This window comes from Corynebacterium sp. HMSC035E02, from assembly GCF_001836065.1.
GTDB classification, from domain to species: Bacteria; Actinomycetota; Actinomycetes; order Mycobacteriales; family Mycobacteriaceae; genus Corynebacterium; species Corynebacterium hiratae.
The window spans coordinates 149,258-167,376 of the sequence record NZ_KV827333.1 but is presented as its reverse complement, the minus strand read 5'-3'; the positions used below and the strand labels follow the sequence as shown (position 1 = coordinate 167,376).

14 protein-coding genes and 1 pseudogene are annotated in these 18,119 nt (G+C 62.4%); 10 read left to right on the top strand and 5 right to left on the bottom strand.

Annotated features, from left to right (window positions below):
- Both HMPREF2635_RS13395 and HMPREF2635_RS05125 read left to right on the top strand, forming a co-directional pair.
- A pseudogene (locus tag HMPREF2635_RS13395) lies at positions 1-429 on the top strand (hypothetical protein); the annotation flags it as partial.
- Positions 430-637: 208 nt separating this feature from the next.
- The gene (locus HMPREF2635_RS05125) at positions 638-1,498 is read left to right on the top strand and encodes a class F sortase (RefSeq protein ID WP_070546221.1); all 861 of its coding nucleotides are present in this window, start codon (positions 638-640) and stop codon (positions 1,496-1,498) included.
- A gap of 47 nt (positions 1,499-1,545) precedes the next feature.
- On the opposite strand, the gene HMPREF2635_RS05120 is transcribed toward HMPREF2635_RS05125, so the two are convergent.
- Together HMPREF2635_RS05120 and HMPREF2635_RS05115 are read right to left on the bottom strand one after the other, a co-directional pair.
- Positions 1,546-2,373 (bottom strand): PRD domain-containing protein, encoded by an 828-nt coding sequence (locus HMPREF2635_RS05120; protein WP_070511192.1) that lies wholly within the window; start codon positions 2,371-2,373, stop codon positions 1,546-1,548.
- A gap of 115 nt (positions 2,374-2,488) precedes the next feature.
- On the bottom strand, positions 2,489-4,603 hold the full coding sequence (locus HMPREF2635_RS05115; RefSeq protein WP_070546223.1) for a glucose PTS transporter subunit IIA: 2,115 nt from the start codon (positions 4,601-4,603) through the stop codon (positions 2,489-2,491).
- A gap of 352 nt (positions 4,604-4,955) precedes the next feature.
- On the opposite strand from HMPREF2635_RS05115, the gene pta reads away from it, so the two are divergent.
- Complete coding sequence (gene pta / locus HMPREF2635_RS05110) at positions 4,956-6,320, top strand: phosphate acetyltransferase (RefSeq protein WP_070516148.1); 1,365 nt, start codon at positions 4,956-4,958, stop codon at positions 6,318-6,320.
- Positions 6,321-7,541, top strand: coding sequence for an acetate kinase (locus HMPREF2635_RS05105; RefSeq protein WP_070821373.1), 1,221 nt, complete (start codon positions 6,321-6,323; stop codon positions 7,539-7,541).
- A 40-nt stretch (positions 7,542-7,581) separates the two neighbouring features.
- Here HMPREF2635_RS05105 and HMPREF2635_RS05100 read toward each other — a convergent pair whose 3' ends face one another.
- Genes HMPREF2635_RS05100 through HMPREF2635_RS05090 form a run of 3 tightly spaced genes read right to left on the bottom strand, consistent with a single transcriptional unit; the run spans position 7,582 to position 12,745 of the window.
- Positions 7,582-10,218, bottom strand: coding sequence for a serine/threonine protein kinase (locus HMPREF2635_RS05100; RefSeq protein ID WP_070821372.1), 2,637 nt, complete (start codon positions 10,216-10,218; stop codon positions 7,582-7,584).
- A complete protein-coding gene (locus HMPREF2635_RS05095) occupies positions 10,218-11,309 on the bottom strand; it encodes a glutamate ABC transporter substrate-binding protein (RefSeq protein WP_070511182.1) in 1,092 nt (363 codons plus the stop codon). The genes HMPREF2635_RS05100 and HMPREF2635_RS05095 overlap by 1 nt, the downstream gene beginning before the upstream one ends.
- Positions 11,309-12,745, bottom strand: coding sequence for a hypothetical protein (locus tag HMPREF2635_RS05090; RefSeq protein ID WP_070511180.1), 1,437 nt, complete (start codon positions 12,743-12,745; stop codon positions 11,309-11,311). Before HMPREF2635_RS05090 ends, HMPREF2635_RS05095 begins: the two co-directional genes overlap by 1 nt.
- 84 nt (positions 12,746-12,829) lie before the next feature.
- Here HMPREF2635_RS05090 and HMPREF2635_RS05085 point away from each other — a divergent pair, with 84 nt between their 5' ends.
- Genes HMPREF2635_RS05085 through HMPREF2635_RS05060 form a run of 6 tightly spaced genes read left to right on the top strand, consistent with a single transcriptional unit; the run spans position 12,830 to position 18,098 of the window.
- Positions 12,830-13,318 (top strand): NUDIX domain-containing protein, encoded by a 489-nt coding sequence (locus HMPREF2635_RS05085; protein ID WP_070511178.1) that lies wholly within the window; start codon positions 12,830-12,832, stop codon positions 13,316-13,318.
- Between the two features lie 39 nt (positions 13,319-13,357).
- Positions 13,358-14,296, top strand: a complete 939-nt coding sequence (locus tag HMPREF2635_RS05080) for an ABC transporter ATP-binding protein (protein ID WP_070821371.1) — start codon at positions 13,358-13,360, stop codon at positions 14,294-14,296.
- A complete protein-coding gene (locus tag HMPREF2635_RS05075) occupies positions 14,296-15,060 on the top strand; it encodes an ABC transporter permease (RefSeq protein ID WP_070821370.1) in 765 nt (254 codons plus the stop codon). Before HMPREF2635_RS05080 ends, HMPREF2635_RS05075 begins: the two co-directional genes overlap by 1 nt.
- On the top strand, positions 15,057-16,232 hold the full coding sequence (locus HMPREF2635_RS05070) for a multidrug effflux MFS transporter (RefSeq protein ID WP_070511172.1): 1,176 nt from the start codon (positions 15,057-15,059) through the stop codon (positions 16,230-16,232). The genes HMPREF2635_RS05075 and HMPREF2635_RS05070 overlap by 4 nt, the downstream gene beginning before the upstream one ends.
- On the top strand, positions 16,219-17,634 hold the full coding sequence (locus HMPREF2635_RS05065) for an AAA family ATPase (RefSeq protein WP_083318680.1): 1,416 nt from the start codon (positions 16,219-16,221) through the stop codon (positions 17,632-17,634). Before HMPREF2635_RS05070 ends, HMPREF2635_RS05065 begins: the two co-directional genes overlap by 14 nt.
- On the top strand, positions 17,634-18,098 hold the full coding sequence (locus HMPREF2635_RS05060) for a hypothetical protein (RefSeq protein ID WP_070821369.1): 465 nt from the start codon (positions 17,634-17,636) through the stop codon (positions 18,096-18,098). Before HMPREF2635_RS05065 ends, HMPREF2635_RS05060 begins: the two co-directional genes overlap by 1 nt.
- The last annotated feature ends 21 nt before the right edge of the window (positions 18,099-18,119 follow it).

Below are 18,119 nucleotides of genomic sequence, written 5' to 3'. Positions count from 1 at the left end.
GAGCCGACTGAGCCGACCGAGCCGACTGAGACTCCGGATGACGGTGACGGTAGGGACAAGGACGACAACGATGGCAGCTCGAAGAAGTCTGACCTGCCGTGGTGGCTGCTGCTCATCCCGGGTCTGGGCCTCATCAAGCTCATCATCGATGGTGGCAACGGCGGTGACGGTGGACATGATGGTGGCCATGATGGCGACCACAACACTGAGGTCATCGAGGAAGGCGGCCGTGGCAACAACCACGGTGAGCCGACCGAGGAGACCGGTGACAACACCGGCCGCGATGACCGCGAGGTCACTGTCCTGGACGCAACTCCGCCGGAGGACTCCGGTCAGCCGCTGCCGTCCAATGCAGAGCGCGTGGAGATCAAGCACGTACCTTCCGGTGCGACGAAGCTTGACCCGGGCATGAAGGACTTCATCAAGTAGTCCAGACCGCAACACCATCCCAGCCCTCACGGGTTGGGGTTGGTAGGGGCAGAGAACAATGAGGACAATCCCCTCCAGGGCATAAACGCTGGAGGGGATTCGTCGTCTGATTTTTAGTCTATTGTTTAGAACGAATAACTAGAGCCAATATTTTTATAAGCTAAATCTCAGAAGTTAGAACGTAGAAGTTAGGAGCGAGGAATAGAAAATGACTGATGATGGCGAAAAGAACGGTATCCCGGAGTATCCCGGTGAGTCCTCTGCACCTGAACACCCCGCCAGCGAAGCGCAGCCGGTAGGCGATGAGAAGAAGAGCAACAAGAAGCTGCTCATCGGTATTGCAGCGCTCATCGCGATTATCTTGGTTGTTGTACAGCTAGTGCTCTATGCGGGCCGCAGTGAGGACGATTCCGCGGAGACGAATGCGGCTGAGGAACAGACGTCAACCTCGCAGAGCGTTGAAGCTGAAGCGCCGACAACGAACAATGACCCCTTCGTGGATGACTCGGGTGAACAGGAACACGAGGTAGAACCGGCGCCGGGTGAGTTTCGGGGCTTTGGCGCGATGTCCTTAGGCATTAACGATGAGTTCGCGGCCGTGGACCCGATTCAGGTCACTGATACCGGCATGCTGATTCCCCCGCACGATGTACAGCGCTTGGGCTGGTACTCCGCGTCGGCAGTGCCGGGCGAGGCTGGTCCGGTGGGCTCCAGTGTTATTACCGGCCACATCAACTACCAAGGTCAGGGCACGGGCTTCGCAGAGAAGTTCACCACCATGGAGTTGGGCCAGGAATTTACCGTCTTCATCGATGGTGAGGAGCGCCGATTCCGCGTGACCGAGGCGCCGTACCGCCTGCAGAAGGGCGCGGGTTTCCCGGACGTGGTCAATGACACGCAGGGAGACAACCGCTTGGTCCTCATTACCTGTGGCGGCAAGTTTGTGGGTGGTCAGCTCGGCTACGAAGACAACATCATCACCGTGGCGGAGCCGGTGGCACCGGTGGAGGGTGCTGAGGCGCCGGTAGATGGTGGCGTCGAGGAGGGTGCTGAGGCACCGGCGGCTTAAGCCGTCGCAGCGGCCTAAGCAGGTGTACTGCTTACGCCGCAGACTGTTTAGGCGGAGGCCTCCTGCAGGCGGGCAATATGCAGCGTCAGGTAGGAGATCTCATCGGGGGTTAGGGCGCTGTCGAGGCGCAGCTCAATAAGGTTGGCCACCATCTGGGCGGTCTCGACGGCATCGGGGTAGCGCGCGGAGATGGCAGTGGCTACTTGGCGGTCGTCAGAGTCGAGCTGCTGGTGCTCCGCCATGCGCACAAACAGGTAGCGCAGGTGCGTGATGAAGCGGGCGACGGAGATGTCCTCGCTGTTGAGTTCCGTGCCGTTGTGGGAGCCGATGACGGCCAGGATCTGCTGAATCAGCCCCGTCATGCGGTAGGTGCCGGAAAGGTCTCCGACCGCGAAGCCGGCGTTGACCAGATGCAGGGTAATGGCCACGGCTTCGTCGGCAGCCAGTGGTGTGTGTAGGCCACTGTTGATGGCGGTGAGGAGCCGCTGCGCGAGGCTAAAGTCCTCGGCGTAGAGGTGGCGGACCTCAGCCTCGAGGGGATAAGACACCGTGTTGCCGCGGCTGACCGCGCCGTGGATGTGGTCCGCAATTGCCACGACCAGCGTGAGCTTGCTGCGTAGTGCCTCAGACATGTCCACGGAGTGCATGGCGTCGATGATCAGTTGCACGTACTCGCCGGGGATGCCGGCGATCATGGCGGCTAGGTGATCCGGGTCGCGGCCGGAGTCAGGAACGAAGACCTTCACCACCTTGGTCGGGTCAACCTCAGTGCCCGGCTTTGCCTGGAAGCCGATGCCGCGGCCGGTGACAATGACGTCCTCCGCGCCGCGTCGTGCGAGCACGACGTTGTTATTGAACACTCGCAACAGTTGCACAAGGCACCTTTCTGGTTGAGGGTAAAACGACTAAAGCCGGCCACGATGGTGGATACATCGAGCCAGCTTAGTCAGGGTGCGTTAAACGGGGGCCAAAGGTTCCCTCGTGGGTGCTTTAGCGGGTCGTGGTGATGACCGTGTCGCCGGCGGAGGCGTGGTTGAGGCCAGCCGGGGTGACGGCGGCCAGTGCCTTGGTGTTGGTTACGGCCAGGACGATGGTGGTGTCGTAGCCAGCTTCCTTGACCTTGTCGAAGTCAACGGTGGCCAGCAGCTCACCCTGCTTGACGGTGTCGCCCTTCTTGACGGCCGGAGCGAAACCTTCGCCCTTCATCTTCACGGTGTTGATGCCGATGTGGACGAGGACCTCCACGCCATCCTCAGTCTTGATGCCGTAGGCGTGGCCGGACTTCATAGCACTGACAATCGTGCCGCTGACCGGGGAGTAGACGTCGTTGTCCTCAGGGACGATACCGACGCCATCGCCAAGCGTTCCGGCGGAGAAGACTGGGTCATCGATTTCTGCCATCGGGACGACCTTGCCGGCGGCCGGCGAGGCGATGTCGGTGGTGGTGCCAGCGGCGGGCTCAGCAGCCTGGGCCGGTGCGTCTGCCTTGGTGGCGGTTGCGGTGGCAGCGCCAGCGCCAGCACCGGCGCCGGCAGTAGCGGTGCCTGCGGTGGTTGCGGGGGCGTCGGCAAGCGCGGCGTTGTTGGCGTTGTCGAGCTCGGCCTTCTCGGCGGCCTCGCGGGCGGCCTTGGCCTCAGCGCGCTCCTCCGGGGTGCGGTAGTCGGTGAAAAGGATGAGCAGGAAGGCCACGAAGAAAGCCACTGCGATGGAAATGGCGTACTTGGCCATCGGGGTGAAGACCGGGATGGTCAGCAGTGAGGTGAAGACGAAGGCATTCGTCGTGATGCCGTTGGAGCCCAGGGTCAGCAGGGCCACGGTCAGGCCACCGGCGAAGCAGCCCACCAGCATGCGCGGGTAGATGCGCTTGTAGCGCAGGTGGATACCGTAAAGGGAAGGCTCGGAAATACCGCCCAGCAGGCCAGCCAGAAGTGCAGAGCCGGAGGTCTGGCGCATTACGGTGTCGCGGTCACGGATGGACAGGGCCAGCACACCGGCGGTAGCGCCGAAGCAGGCAAAGTTCCATGCGCCCATCGGGCCCTGGATGAAGTCGTAGCCCAAGGTCTGGATGTTGACCAGCATGAGGGCGTTGAGCGGCCAGTGCAGACCCAGCGGGACCAGGAACGGGTAGAGCATCGGGATGGCCAGAGCGAAGACGAACGGTGCGTTGTCATTGAGCCAGGACAGGCCAGCGCCAATGCCGTTACCGGCCCATACACCGAAGGGTCCAATGATGAAGGCCGTTAGCGGGATGAGGAAAATCAGGGTCAGGAAGGGAACGAAGACCATGTGGACTGCGGACGGGATGAGCTTCTGGAAACCCTTGTAGAAGAGCGCTGCGACGGCGGCCATGATGAGCGGGACGAAGACATTTCCGCCGTAGTCCTGCAGCTGCATTGGCAGGCCGAAGATATCGATGGAGCACTGCTCAGCAGACAGCGTCTCGTTGGTCACGCATTGGACGGCTGGGTTGTCGGCGAGGCCGGTGAACTCCGGGGTGAACATCGCGAACATGACCGCAGCGGGGACCCAGGGGTCGATGCGCAGCTTCTTGCCGGCGTTATAGGCCACCATGACGGGCAGGAAGAAGAAGACGGAACGCCACATGGCGTCGACGAAAAGCCAGGATGCTGGCTTATCCTCAGCGCGGAAGTCGACGATGCCTAGCGCATCCAGCACTGCGGCGAAGGCAATAACCAGGGAGGCGCCCAGCAGCACGCCCAGGATGGGGCGGAAGGAATCCGAGAGGTACTCGAAGAAGGTATCCATCCACGGCAGTTTGCCCTTAGCCTTGGAACGGGCAGCAGCCTTGACATCGTCATTGGAGCGGCCGGTAGACGCGCCGGCGTTCTTCATCTGGGGGAGAGCGTTGATCTCGTCATAGACCGTGGCCACGTCGCCGCCGATGACGACCTGGTAGTTGCGCCCGCCTTGGGGCACAGCGCCCATGACCTTGGGGATAGATTCGAGTGCTTCCTTATCGGCTTTGGAGGCATCAGCCAGCTCGAAGCGCAAGCGCGTGGCACAGTGCGTGAAAGAGGTGATGTTCTCCGCTCCGCCGATGCCATCCAAGATGGCTTCGGCTGCCGAGCGAGTCTCTGTCGACATGAGAATCCTTTCGAGAGTAGGCAGGCACTGTGGCTAAAAACCACAAAAGACCTAGGCCTCAATGGTTCATAGCGAACCATCCCCACACGGCTAAGAGCGGGGAGCCTAGGTCTTGCCCGAAGTAACAATCCTGGTTAGGACCCTACTCCGAAGTGGTCACGAGGGGCAAGTTTCTGTGGGATACCGCACTCTATGGCGGTGTGGGGAGTTGTTGGCCTGCAACGTTGGGATATGAAGCCTCGCTTTGGCGGCGCGAAGGGGTGCGTTCCCGTACTGTGAAAGTGTCGTAGTGTCACTGTGTGCCCAGTTTGTGAGCCCGGGTACACGCTTTCTAAGCAGAGAAAGGTTTCTCATGACCGCCAAGTCCTCACGGAATTCCGCCTTTATTAGCGTCATCGGGCGCGGCTTCGACGGTTTGGACGTTGCTGCTGTGGCTCAGGAACTGGGGGCCACCTTCGCCCAGGTCGATGACCTGGGTACCACGCTCAGCGAGGTCCTGGAAAATGCCCCCGCGGGCAACCTGGTCCTTCAGGGCACAGGCGTTATGGATTTTGATGCCAAGGCCGCGGCCGCCCTGGGCCTGCCCTTTGTCCTGATTTCTAACGCGCCCGCCCGCGCGGAGGAGTTGGCGCTGGGCCACGCGCGCTCTGTGGGCGCTACGGTGGTCGGCGCGTTGACCGATGTTTCCTCGGTTCCCGGTGCGATTTCTTCCCTGGAGGAGATCGAGCCCTATATGTCCGCTGAGCTCTTCCAGAAGCAGCTGCTGGACCAGGCCCGCGAGGTCGGAGCGCACATTGTTTTGCCGGAGGGCGAGGATGACCGCATCCTTCAGGCTGCGGGTGAGCTCATCAAGGGCAAGGTGGCGAAGCTGACGATTCTGGGTGACGGGAACGTCGAGAAGCGCGCCCAGGAGCTCGGGATCGACCTGTCTGGTGTGGAAATCATCAACCACCTGGAATCCCCACTGGTGGAGGAGTTCGCCGCGGACTTCGCTGAGCTGCGCAAGAAGAAGGGCGTGACGCTGGAGCAGGCGCGCGAGATCATGCAGGACGTGTCCTACTTCGCCACGATGATGGTGCACAAGGGCTTGGCTGATGGCATGGTCTCCGGCGCGGCGCACACCACGGCGCACACCATTAAGCCTTCCTTCCAGATCATTAAGACCAAGCCGGAGGCTTCCGTGGTTTCCTCCATCTTCCTCATGGTGATGCCGGGCCGCTTGTGGGCCTTCGGCGACTGCGCGGTGAACCCGAACCCGACACCGGAGCAGCTCGGCGAGATCGCTATTGTCTCCGCGCAGACCGCCAAGCAGTTTGGCCTGGACCCGCGCGTGGCGTTGCTGTCCTATTCCACGGGTACTTCGGGCGCTGGCCCGGACGTGGAGAAGGTGGCGCAGGCCGTTGAGGTAGCTCGCGGTATCGATTCTTCCGTGGCGGTGGATGGTCCGCTGCAGTTCGACGCTGCCTGTGACCCAGGCGTGGCCGCCAAGAAGGCGCCTGACTCTGATGTTGCGGGTAAGGCTACGGTCTTTGTCTTCCCGGACTTGGAGGCCGGCAACATTGGCTACAAGACGGCGCAGCGCACCGGTGGTGCATTGGCGGTGGGCCCGATTCTGCAGGGCCTGAACAAGCCGGTCAATGATCTCTCGCGTGGCGCGACCGTTCCGGACATCATCAACACGGTGGCTATCACCGCGATCCAGGCAGGGGTGAAATAGATGGCGTATGTACTCGTTCTCAACTCGGGTTCCTCCTCGGTTAAGTTCCAGCTGGTGGACCCGGAAAGCTCGGCCACCGATACCCCGCTGGTTTCCGGTTTGGTGGAGCAGGTCGGTGAGCCGCAGGGTGCTGTGACCGTGAAAACGGGCGGTGAGGAATTCAAGGAAGAGCTGGAGATTCCCACCCACTCCTTCGGGTTGGACCGCGCGTTTAGCATCATGCATGAGCACGGCGTGGGCCCGACGGATGTGGAGGTCATCGCCGTGGGCCACCGCGTGGTGCACGGTGGACGCCTGTTCAGCGAGCCGCAGCTCATCGTGGACCAGATCGAGTCCATGATCGAGGACCTCATCCCGCTCGCGCCGCTGCACAACCCGGCGAACCTGGACGGCATCCGCGTGGCGCGCAAGCTCCTGCCGGAGATCCCGCACGTGGCGGTCTTCGATACGGCCTTCTTCAACCACATGCCGCCGGCGGCCGCACTGTACGCCATCAACAACGATGTGGCCTCGCAGTATGACATCCGCCGTTACGGTTTCCACGGAACCTCCCACGAGTTTGTCTCGCAGCAGGTGCCGAAGCTGCTGGACATGGACCCGGGGCACGTTCATCAGATCACGCTGCACTTGGGCAACGGTGCTTCGGCGGCGGCGATTCGCAACGGCCGCCCGATTGATACCTCGATGGGCCTGACCCCGTTGGCAGGTTTGGCCATGGGCACGCGCTCGGGCGATATTGACCCGGGTATCATCTTCCACCTCTCGCGTGAGGCAGGGATGTCCATCGATGAGATTGATGACTTGCTGAACAAGCGCTCCGGTGTGAAGGGCATTGCGGGTGTGAACGATTTCCGCGTGCTGCGCGAGCGCATTAACAACGAGGACCAGGACGCCTGGCTGGCCTACAACATCTACATTCACCAGCTGCGCCGCTTCATTGGTGCGTACATGATTGCGCTGGGCCGTGTGGATGCGATTACGTTTACCGCCGGCGTGGGTGAGAACGATACCGAGGTCCGCCAGGATTCGCTGTACAACCTGGACATGTACGGCATTGACTTCGACAAGGAAGCCAACCTGGTGCGCTCCAAGGAGCCGCGCATGATTTCGACCGCGGATTCCCAGGTCAAGGTCTTCGTGGTGCCGACGAATGAGGAGCTGGCCATCGCGCAGAAGTCCGCGGAGGTGGCCGCCATGGCTCGGGAGGCGGGGCTGTACTAAGCCGGGCGTCGGCTATGCCGCCGGCCGGTAGCGCTGGCGGCTAGAACATCGTGACTGGGCGGACCTTGTTGGCCAGGTCCACCAGCGCGTAGCGGTGGCGGGCGAAGGGGGCCTGGCGGGCCAGTGCCCGCAGGGTATCCGCCAGGCCGTAGCGCAGGCCGCGCTGGGTGAAGGGGAACTCGAAGAGATCGTTGGGGGAGGCCGCCGCGTCGAGGTCTGATTCGCGCAGGAAGGTCAGCCCGGCGGAGATGACCGCGATCTTGATCTGCAAGAAGCGCGGCTCGTTCTGCGGAATCTCCTCCAAGCGGCGGGCAGCGCGGCGGATGCGGGACTCGGAGAGATCGTGCACGATGAGCTGCAAAACCGTGGTCAAGCGGGCCATGCGGTGGTGGCGCGAGGCGTTGGGGACCTTATCCAAGGTAGCTACGGCGAGCTCAACTTGGTGCTCGGCGCGCAGCTGGCGGGCCAAGCCGAAGGCGGAGGAGACAGTCGTAGGGTTCGTCGCCCACACGATGCCGTAGAGGCGCAGCGAGTTGAAACGCAGGTGGGCGGGGTCATCGGTGACGTGGTCCCAGATGCCGGGCTGATCCTCAAAAGCGTCATTGGGCAGATCCGCGAGCGAGGTGGTGAGGTTGGCGCAGGCGCGGGCAACGGAGGCGTCGATCAGCGCGGCCTCCGAAAAACCTAGCTGCTGCAAGATGAGCTCATTGACCGCGCCGATGGCCAGCTTGGGGGCGGCCTCACCAGGCAGCACGTCGAGGACGTGGGCGAAGTGGGCCTGGGCCTCGCGATACTTATCCAAAAGCAGCTCGGTTACGCCGGAGTACCAGTGGAAACGCCAGTCCCTCCCCAGGCGGTCTTCGATGGAGTTCAGCCACTCGCGGGCCTGGCCGATGTAGCCCAAGTCAATCATGGAGCGCACCACGCCGAGCGGAATCTCGGCGGACTCCTCATACTCCGGCGCCTCCATGGCCTGGCGAAGTGTTTCCAGCGCTTCCTGTGGCTCCGTGTAGGAGGAACCTTGCAGCAGCGGGGCGCCGATATCGGAGCGGACGACCAGCGGGATGGGCAGCGCTGAGACCACCTCGGGGGCTGTGATGCGGACGGTGCGGTCGATGCCATCGATGAGCTGGTCGGTGCGGAAAACCAGGTGCTTCGTGCCGAAGGTCGTACGCTGCGGGGAGAACACCGAGTGCTGGGCCGGGTGCTGGATGCCATCGCGGAGCGCGATGACCTCGCGCAGGACGCCGAAGAGCTGGTCGCGCAGCTCGGAGACCGACGCAAAGCGCTGCTGTGGGTCCGGATCTGTGGCGCGCAAGAGCAAGCGGTAGAAGGAGAGGTAGCGGCGCAGTAGCGGCTCCTCCGTGGGGGAAGGCAGGCCGGGCTTGTAGACGCCATCCTCCACCGGCAGCTTCAGCGTCAGGCAGGCCAGGGTGCGGCCGATGGTATAAATATCGCTGGCCACAGATGGGCCCTGGGTGGAGATCTCCGGGGCCTGGAAACCCTGCGTGCCGTAGATGTGGCCGAAGGCGCCGATGCCGGAGACCGCGCCCAGATCAATGAGCTTGACCTGGTCCTCGGTAACGATGATGTTGGAGGGCTTCAAGTCGTTGTAGACCACGCCGCGGGCATGGAGGTAATCCAAGGCGGGCAGGATTTCGAGGATATAGGCAATTGCCGTGTCGACGGGGAAGCGGTCAGTGGCTTGGTCGTTGCGGCGCTGCTTCAGCGAGGGGCCGCCGACGTACTCCATGACGATGAAGCCACCGGGCACGCGGGGATCATCGATGAAGTTGAAAATCTTCACGATATTCGGGTGCGTGATATCCGCGAGGAATTCGCGCTCCGCCTCCGCGGTGGCTGTCTCCTCGGCTGAGTTGGTGGATTGCATGCCCTTGAGCACCACGATGCGCCCGGAGACGAAGTGGTCGTTGGCCAGGTAAATCCAGCCCAGCCCGCCATGCGCGAGCACGCCCAAGATCTCGTACTGGCCGGCCACCATGTCACCCGGCTTGAGCTGCGGTGGGGCCGCGCGGGGCGCATCCTTGGGATCGATGAGCGCGTCGCGCGGGTTGCCCGGGACAACGAAGGGCAAGGTGGCCATGCCATCGGCCACTTCCCGGTCGGTGCGCTTGGTGCTGCGGCGCTGGCGGAAGGTATCGAGCGCGCGGCGCCGCGAGGCTTGCGAGGGGTCCTCTGCTTTGCGGCGATCACGCAGCTGCCCCAGCTCCTCGATGAGCGCGGCGATATTGTCCGAGTCGACGTATTCGCCATCGTCGGGTTGGCCCGTCGCCGTGCCGCTCGTGCCCACGCGATTCGCGGGGGAGAGGCGGGCGCCGGTGGCGGCCTCGTAGTCATCGTCATCGTCATCCGCGAAGGGATCAAAGGGCACGGCGGCGGTGCGGTCGGAGGCTTCGGCGTCGGCGGCGCCGGCAGCTGCTGTTCCCGCGCTGTGCGAATCTGAGGGGGAGACGCTGAGGTGGTGGTCCTCCGAATAGTCGTCATCGTCATCCGCGAAGGGATCAAAGCGCACGGCTTGGGTGGCGTCGTTGGTGGCGTCGTTAGAGGCGTCGTTGGAGGCGGGGTGGTCAGCGGTAGTGGCGGCGTCGGGCTGAGCGTCCTCGTGCTCTTCGGGCGTGAGGTGATCGAGCTCATCCTCGGTGAAGCGGTGCGACATTATTGTCCCTCCTTCTTCTCGCCGGGCTGGTCCTTGGCTGCGGAGCTCGGCTGTGATTCCTCGGCAGGCGGAGTCTCGTTGAGGTACTTCGGCTCCGGGAGTACGGGCTGCTCCATGTAATTCCCCAGCCAGGTATTAAAGAGCTCCTGCCAGGTGCCGTCGCGGCGGATGCGCTCCAACGTGGAGTTGATCTGACGGATGAGCGGGCGCGAGTCATAGGAGGCATCGGGCTTGCGCACGGCCACGCCATAGCTCTGGCTTTCCAAAGGATCGCCGACGATCTCGGTGTATTTATCCTGCGCTAGCATGCCGGACAGCAGGGCGTCATCCACGACGATGCCATCCGTCTGGCCCAGCTGCAGCGCCATAAGGCAATCGCCCCAGGTACGGGTCTCCAAAATATCGGAAGACGGCGAGTGCTTGCGTATCGCATCCACCATGGTGGAACCTTTCGCCGCACACAACGTTAGCCCGGCGGCCTCCGTGATGGAATGGATGCCCGAGTTCTTCAGCACCAGCAACCGTGCATCCGTCTGCATATACGGAATGGAGAAGGCCACTTCGCGTTGGCGCTCGGGGCTAATCGTCATGGTGCGGATGACCATGTCCACCGTGCGCTCATTCAGTGCACGCGCGCGGTCGGAGGCCTCCACGAAGCGGAAGTCCACTTTGTCGGGATCCCCGAAGATATCGCGGGCGATTTCGCGGGCGATATCGACCTCGAATCCGCGGACCTCGCCGCTGGCGGTATCGCGGTAGCTGAGTAGGTTATTGGAGCGGTCCACGCCCACGATGAGTCGGCCGCGCGTCAGGATGTTGGGCACGCGCTCCTCCGGCTTCTTATCGTCCGGGCGGTAGGAGCCGTAAACGTCCGCGGTGCTTTGCTTGGACACCTCTCCCGTGCCGGCGGGTTCGATGATGGCGTCCTCCGGCAGCGGCGGCCCCGGGGTGGAGTTGAGATCCGCGCTGGAGGGCAGGATCGGATCCGGCGTGTTGGGCGGCTTCGGCTCGCAGGCGCTGAGTGTCACGGCGGCGCTGAGCAGCAGCACGGCCGCAGTGGCGTGCTGGCGGTGGTCGGTTCGGCGGCGCATCACAGGTACTCCTGCAGGCGGGGGCGGATACCCAGCCACACGGCGATAATCGCGCCAAACGTGGCTAGGAGGACGCCGGTAGACACCATGGTCATGGCATTGAGACCCTGAACCAGGTAGGTGCGCATGGCGTCGCGGGCTTGGTCGATGAGCGCGGCCAGGGAGTTATCCACGGCATTGAAGGCGCTGGCGGCGGTCGGGTCACCATCCGGATCGATGGCGGTGGCTTGGTAGAGCGCGGCGTCGTAATGGCCCATGGAGAGATCCTCCATGAAAGCATCGTGCGTGGTTTCCCAATCCTCCAAGGCCTCCTTGGCGCGAGGAATCAAGGAAGGATCGGAGGAGGGGAAGTCGTCGTCGTCAAGCGCCTGCTCATAGTCCCGCAGGGCCCGGTCCACCGAGTACACCGTGGAGTTAAAGTGCACGGACATGTCCTGTTGGGAGGAGCGCAGGACCAGCGCCAGGGTTTCCGAGGTGCGCATCTGCTGGGCCTCAATGCGCGAGGCGGTCAGCGAATCCCAGGGGCGCGAGACCGTCTCGAAGCCCTGGTGGCCGGAGGCCCACGTGGCGAAGTTGGAGCCAGCGGCCCACACCAGCGCCAAGAACAACAGTCCCGTGGCCACCACGAAACCGCGGTTGAAGCGGCGGCGGGTCAGCCGCCACAGCCACCACTGCGCCAAGCCGAGGAAAATGATCGCCGCGACCAGGCCCGAGAGCGGCACCCACTGCGGGCGGGTTAGGCGCTGTTGTTGCTGGGTCACCTTCTCCGAGGTCAGGGTGAACAGCTCCGCGGCGGCGGGGAGAATCTGGGTGCGCATGAGCGCCGAGGCATTGGACATGTAGGAGTTCGCCACGGCGTGGCCGGCACGGTGATTGACGCGGGCCTTTTCCACCAGGGCGGTGTAGACCGGCAGCTTGCGCTGGATAAACGTGACGAGCTCGCGCACGCGGTCATCTTCGGCGGAGGTACCGACGATGGCCTGCGTGGCGGCGACGGAGGCGGCGTCGATGGCCTCGTTATAGCGGTCGCGGTTATCCTCCGGCTCCACGCCTGCCTGGACGAAGCCGGTGGTGGCGACAGTATCGGCTAAAGACAGGTTGGTGTAGAGGTGGTGCGCCGCGTTGGACATCGGCTCGGTGGAGGCTAGCAGCGTGTCCAGATCATCGTGGCGCGCGGCCGAGGAGGAGGACATGGAAAAGCCGGCCGCGGCGAGCGCTGCGGTGAGGATGACGGTAACCGTAAACAGCTTGCCGGGAGTGGTGATGGCGAAGCTATAGAGGCGCCGAATGACCCGCGCGGGGCCGGCGAAGGAGCTCATCGCCAGCTGTGTGGGGCGGCTAAAAACCGGCGCGGAGGGCTCGGTGACGTCATCGAGCCAATGATCGCCCCATGATTCGGGGGAGTGCTCGCGCAGTTCGGTGGCCGGGCCGGTCATTCCCTTAGGATAGCGCTCTCGTGCGCTTCGCGCGATGATTTCGGGGGCGTTGGCGCGGGGAGTTTGTCGCGTATCGTGTAAGGCATGTGTGCACGCGTTAACCCAGAACTTTCCGGTGATGGCTGGTCGAAGGGCCCGGGCGGGGTGCCGGTGTGGGGCAAGTTTGGAGCAGCTGGTCTCTTCCTCGTGGCGGGCGATGAGGTACTGCTCCAGCATCGCGCGACGTGGACGAATAACGGTGGGACCTGGGGAATCCCGGGCGGGGCGCGGGATAAGCCGGAGTCGCCGGAGCAGGCCGCGCTGCGGGAGACGGAGGAGGAAACCGGAATCTCGCCGGCAGACGTTGAGGTGCTGGATGCCATCGTCACTGCCGGGCCCTTCGAGGAAGGCTGGACCTATACCACGGTGTTGGCGCGGACGGTCTCGGGGCAGCGCTTGGCCACGACCGCTAACGAAGAATCCGCCGAGCTGCGCTGGGTCCCGTTTAACCAGGTAGAAGAGCTAGAACTCTTAGCGCCCTTCCGGGAAGCGCTGCCGCGGTTGTTGAAGTACTGGGAAGACATCACCAGGTGATACAGGCGCGCGGCAGGAACCTGTGGCACGCTGTAGGACATGATTGAAGTAGCCGGACTGACCAAACAGTACAAGTCTGTCCGCGCCGTCGATGACCTCACCTTCCAGGTGGAGCCGGGCCAAGTGACCGGCTTTCTGGGGCCCAACGGCGCTGGAAAATCAACGACGATGCGCATGATCCTGGGCTTGGACAAGCCCACCGCTGGCACCGCTCTGGTGCACGGCAAGCGCTACCGCGAGCTGAAGAACCCGCTGCGTGAGGTGGGCGCGCTTCTCGACGCCAAAGCGGTCCACGCCAACCGCACCGCTGCCAACCACCTGTTGTGGATGGCGCAGGCCAACGGTATCCCTACCTCCCGCGTCGATGAGGTGCTGGGCCTGGTGGGGCTGGCTGATGTTGCTGGCAAGAAGGCCGGCGGCTTCTCCCTCGGTATGGGCCAGCGCCTCGGCCTGGCTGCCGCACTGCTGGGGGATCCGGGCGTGCTGATCCTGGACGAGCCGGTCAACGGCTTGGATCCGGAAGGTATTCGCTGGGTGCGCTCGCTCGTGCGGGCGCTGGCGGCAGAAGGCCGCACGGTGCTCATCTCCTCCCACCTGCTGGCGGAGATGGCGCAGACGGCGGACCACTTGGTGGTCATTGGCCGCGGCAGGCTCTTGGCCAATCAGCGCACCTATGACTTTGTGAAGGAAAACTCCAGTGCTTCGGTTGTGGTGCGTTCGGAGCACCTGCGCGAGTTCGGCTCGGCGCTCAGGGAGGCTGGAGTGACCTTCCGCGAGTCGGTCGATGAAGAACAGCGCCCGACGCTGGTGATCCCTCACCAGACCACAGACTACGTGGGCAAGCTGGCCTATTCCACGGGCGTGCCGCTAACGGAATTGACCCTCCACCGCGCCTCACTGGAGGAGGCTTATGTGGCCATGACGGATCGCGCGGTGCAGTACCAAGCGGAGGCACCGCAGAAAGGGGCCCAGTTCTAATGTTTTTCAACACTGTTCACGCGGAGTGGACGAAGCTGCGCACGACGAAGTCCTTCTGGTGGACCACGGCGCTCATCTTCCTCATCGTGACCGGCTGGACGCTGCTGAACTCGCTCAACGTGGGGGAGGCGGTGCTGGGCATTAGCCCGCTGCAGCCGCGGAGCTTGGCCTCCATTCTCCTGCTCATGGGCGTGCCGATCATGATGATCCAGGGCGCGATGATGGTGACCACGGAGTACCGCTACAAGACGCAATCCCTCACGTTCTTGGCCAACCCGAATCGCTGGAGCGTAGCCTGCGCCAAGCTTGTGGTGTATGGCTTGATTGCGGCTGTCATTGCCTTCTTAGGCTTGGTGTACATCTTCGTGTTGGCGGATCTCACGGCAAACGAATCCGCGGCGGAGGCCTTCCAGCCTTTCTCCAGCGACGACGGCAAGCACATGCTGTGGGCCTTCCCCATCGCGGCCTTTGGCGCGGTGCTCTTCGTGCAGGGGCTGGGTCTGCTGCTACGGCAGACCGCCGGCACGGTGGCGATTTCCCTCATCTTGTACATGGGCCTGGAAAACTTGGTGCGTTTGCTCCCGGTAGTGGGAGATAAGATCATCCACTTCATGCCGTTTACTGCTTTCCAGAACTGGGCGTTGGACTACGTGGATGAGAACGCCCCGTGGAGCTCGATTGGCTTTGAGGCCCTCGTCTTCTTCGGCTGGGCTGGTGTGCTGTGGATCCTGGGCGTTATCGTGCTGGAGCAGCGCGACGCGTGATCCCTTTTCCGCTTCTGGCGACGTTGGCGCTGTTGTCCGCAACAGCGCCCTTCGCTACTGATATGTACCTGCCGGTGATGCCGGAGATCGTCGCCGATCTGGGCACCACCCGGGCCATGGTGCAGCTGACCATTTCGGGCTTCTTCGTCGGCATGGGCATGGGCCAACTCGTCATGGGCCCGCTGTCTGATGCCATCGGGCGCAAGCGCCTCCTTGTCGCCGGCGCCTTTCTCGCTCTGCTGGCTTCCGTGTTAGCGGCGATGGCCCCGACGGCCTCGGTGCTCGTCGTGGCCCGCGTGCTGCAGGGCCTCGGCGGCGGTGCGTGCGTGGTGCTCTCCCGCGCGGTGGTCCCGGACCTCGTGCATGGTGCCGCGGCGGCGAAAGCCTATTCACTGCTCATGGCGCTCCAAGGTATCGCTCCTGCGGTAGCCCCGGTACTGGGCGGCATCCTGGCGGAGCCGCTGGGCTGGCGCGGCATTTTTTGGGTGCTTGCCGGGCTGCATGCGGTGCAGTTGGTCCTGGCCATCGCTATCGTCCCGGAAACTGCGGGCGGCCGCTCTCGCGATGGGTTGCTGCGCACGGTGGCGGGCAATTACTGGGCGGTGCTGACTAACGCCCGGGTCTGGGGCTACCTGGTGACCATGGCCTTCGGCTTCTGCTCGATGTTTTGTTACATCTCCGCCTCGGCCTTCGTGGTGCAAGAACAGTGGGGCTTTTCACCGCTGGGCTATTCGCTGATCTTCGGCATCAACTCCGTGGGCCTCTTTGCGGCCACGCTGGTGAATTCGCGGGCGATGGATTCGGTCTCCCCGGCGGTCATGTTGCGCATCGGCGTGACCGGTGTCTTTGTCTGCGGGGTGCTCCTCCTGCTGGCGGTACTGCTCGGCGCCCCGGTGTGGGTCTGCCTCATTGTGCTTTTTGCTTGCGTGGCACCGACCGGCTTCATTATGGGCAACGCCACCGCCTTGGCCACGGGTTTGATGCGCCCGCGGGCGGGCAGCGTGTCCGCGATCATGGGCTTTGGGCAGTCCATGCTAGCCAGTGCCATCAGCCCGCTCATGGGCTGGGGCTCGAACGCCGCGCTGACCATGGCCATCGGCATGGTGTGCTGCAGCTTCATCTCGCTGTGCGGCCTCGTGGTGTCCACGCGTCTGGCTCGTGGAGCTGCGTGAAGTTCAACAGATGTGCACAACGCAGAGAGCGTTCATGCGTATTATTGGCCGCATGGCTACCCCACGTCTCGCTGAGCTTCGCCTGAGCAAGTTCAAGTCCTTCCAAGATGCTGTATTGACTCTGCATCCAGTCACTTTTCTGACTGGCCTAAACAGTTCTGGAAAGTCGAATGCTTTGGATGGGCTGGAGGTTTTGTCCCGCTTGGCATCGGGGGCAGAACTAGGAGACGCACTTGATGGGCGCATGACCCAAACCGGCCCGATCCGAGGTGGCTCTCGTGGTTGCGCCCCGCATGGCACCGAGAGCTTTGAACTGGGCTGTACCGTTGAATCTGGGACAGATACGTACCGCTATGACGTCGAGGTTCAGGTATATCCGGAGTTGCGTGTTGTCAAAGAAAGCCTCGTGGGTACCGGATATTCCGTAAAGAGCGGCACCCGCACTAGCGATGCAGAGTTGTTTAAGACCCAGCCGGCAGCAGACAACCGAGCTGGGATCTACACGTTAATTTTTAGCGGAAAGCGTGGGGCAAACCCCACCACACTCTTGCGTGACTCTCGCCTTATTTTGGGACAGATTAAGGCGGTGCTTGCGGGAAAGAACCGTGCAGAGAATTCAGTGTTGAAAGGGGCGTCGATTGTGTCCATGGCGCTTCGATCAGTGTTTCACCTCGATCCAGTCCCCAGCCTTATGCGGGATTACGTTCCAAGGAAGAGCACGCAGCTGAAGCGTAGCGGTGAGAACCTCTCGGCGGTGCTGTGGCAGTTGCACAAGGATTCCCCCAAGACTTTCCAAGAGCTAGGGCAGCTGGCCGCTCACGTGACTGGAGTGGATTCCACACTGGACTTTATTGACTCCCCGTTGGACGAAGTCATGCTGACCCTCGTGGAACACTTCGAAGATGGAAAGCAAGAAAGAACGCCTGCTCGTGAAATGAGCGATGGCCTCCTCCGATTCCTCGCAATTGCAACGGCGCTTAAAACTGCGCCCAAGGACTTGGATATCGAACAGCCACTTGAACTTGGTGATGACGTAGAGAACCCAGTAGCTCAAATTGTCGTCGAAGAAATGGAAAACGGGCTCCACCCTTCGCAGGCGCAAAGAGTTATGCAGATGCTTAGCGAATCCGCACGCAAACATGACTCGCAGGTTCTTGTCACGACCCACAGTCCTGCCATCTTGGACCAGATTTCTGGGGAGAAAAACGGTCAGGTAGCAGTGTGCTACCGGGATAGCAGAACCGGGCAAAGCGAGCTCTCGCCTTTGGTGGAGTTACCGGATTTCGTGGAATCCATTTCCAAGCACAGCTTGGGTGCTGCGGTCACCGCTGGTGAATTAGTCGATGACACCGAAACGCAGACTAGTTTCGAGAACATGAATCGGCTTTTTGGGATCGGCTGATGCGCGTTTACTTCATCGATACCTCTGTGTTGGATAACCTGCTTGCGATCCCTCACAAATGCCAAGCTAAAGAACAAGCCAAAATCGATTTTGCGGAACGCCAAAGTGAGAACGCGAAGTTCATCCTGCCGATTACCGCGGTGATTGAAACCGGAAATCACATTGCGCAGCTTCCGCAGGGCGACGTGAAGCGCAATATTGCGGAAAAATTTTCCCAGATGCTAGAGCTGACCGCCCATCAACAAGCCCCATGGATCCTGCATGACTTTCAGTGGAACAAGGAGTTCATCACCGAGCTCGTCTCAAGGCACCGTGCGGGTCTATCAATGGTGGATATGATGACTCAGCAGGTTGGTGGCGGCGACCTTTGTATTCTGACTGAGCGCGAGCTGTATAAGCGCGCCACCGGAATTACCGCAGAAGTGTGGACATACGATGCGGCGCTGGGTGCATATTCTGGATAGGTCATGCCCAATCAAGGGCGA

Coding starts and splice junctions, on each gene's coding strand:
- HMPREF2635_RS05090 (WP_070511180.1), bottom strand. CDS start 12,745: ATGACCGGCCCGGCCACCGAACTGCGCGAGCACTCCCCCGAATCATGG.
- HMPREF2635_RS05085 (WP_070511178.1), top strand. CDS start 12,830: ATGTGTGCACGCGTTAACCCAGAACTTTCCGGTGATGGCTGGTCGAAG.
- HMPREF2635_RS05080 (WP_070821371.1), top strand. CDS start 13,358: ATGATTGAAGTAGCCGGACTGACCAAACAGTACAAGTCTGTCCGCGCC.
- HMPREF2635_RS05060 (WP_070821369.1), top strand. CDS start 17,634: ATGCGCGTTTACTTCATCGATACCTCTGTGTTGGATAACCTGCTTGCG.
- HMPREF2635_RS05100 (WP_070821372.1), bottom strand. CDS start 10,218: ATGTCGCACCGCTTCACCGAGGATGAGCTCGATCACCTCACGCCCGAA.
- HMPREF2635_RS05105 (WP_070821373.1), top strand. CDS start 6,321: ATGGCGTATGTACTCGTTCTCAACTCGGGTTCCTCCTCGGTTAAGTTC.
- HMPREF2635_RS05075 (WP_070821370.1), top strand. CDS start 14,296: ATGTTTTTCAACACTGTTCACGCGGAGTGGACGAAGCTGCGCACGACG.
- pta (WP_070516148.1), top strand. CDS start 4,956: ATGACCGCCAAGTCCTCACGGAATTCCGCCTTTATTAGCGTCATCGGG.
- HMPREF2635_RS05115 (WP_070546223.1), bottom strand. CDS start 4,603: ATGTCGACAGAGACTCGCTCGGCAGCCGAAGCCATCTTGGATGGCATC.
- HMPREF2635_RS05125 (WP_070546221.1), top strand. CDS start 638: ATGACTGATGATGGCGAAAAGAACGGTATCCCGGAGTATCCCGGTGAG.
- HMPREF2635_RS05095 (WP_070511182.1), bottom strand. CDS start 11,309: ATGCGCCGCCGAACCGACCACCGCCAGCACGCCACTGCGGCCGTGCTG.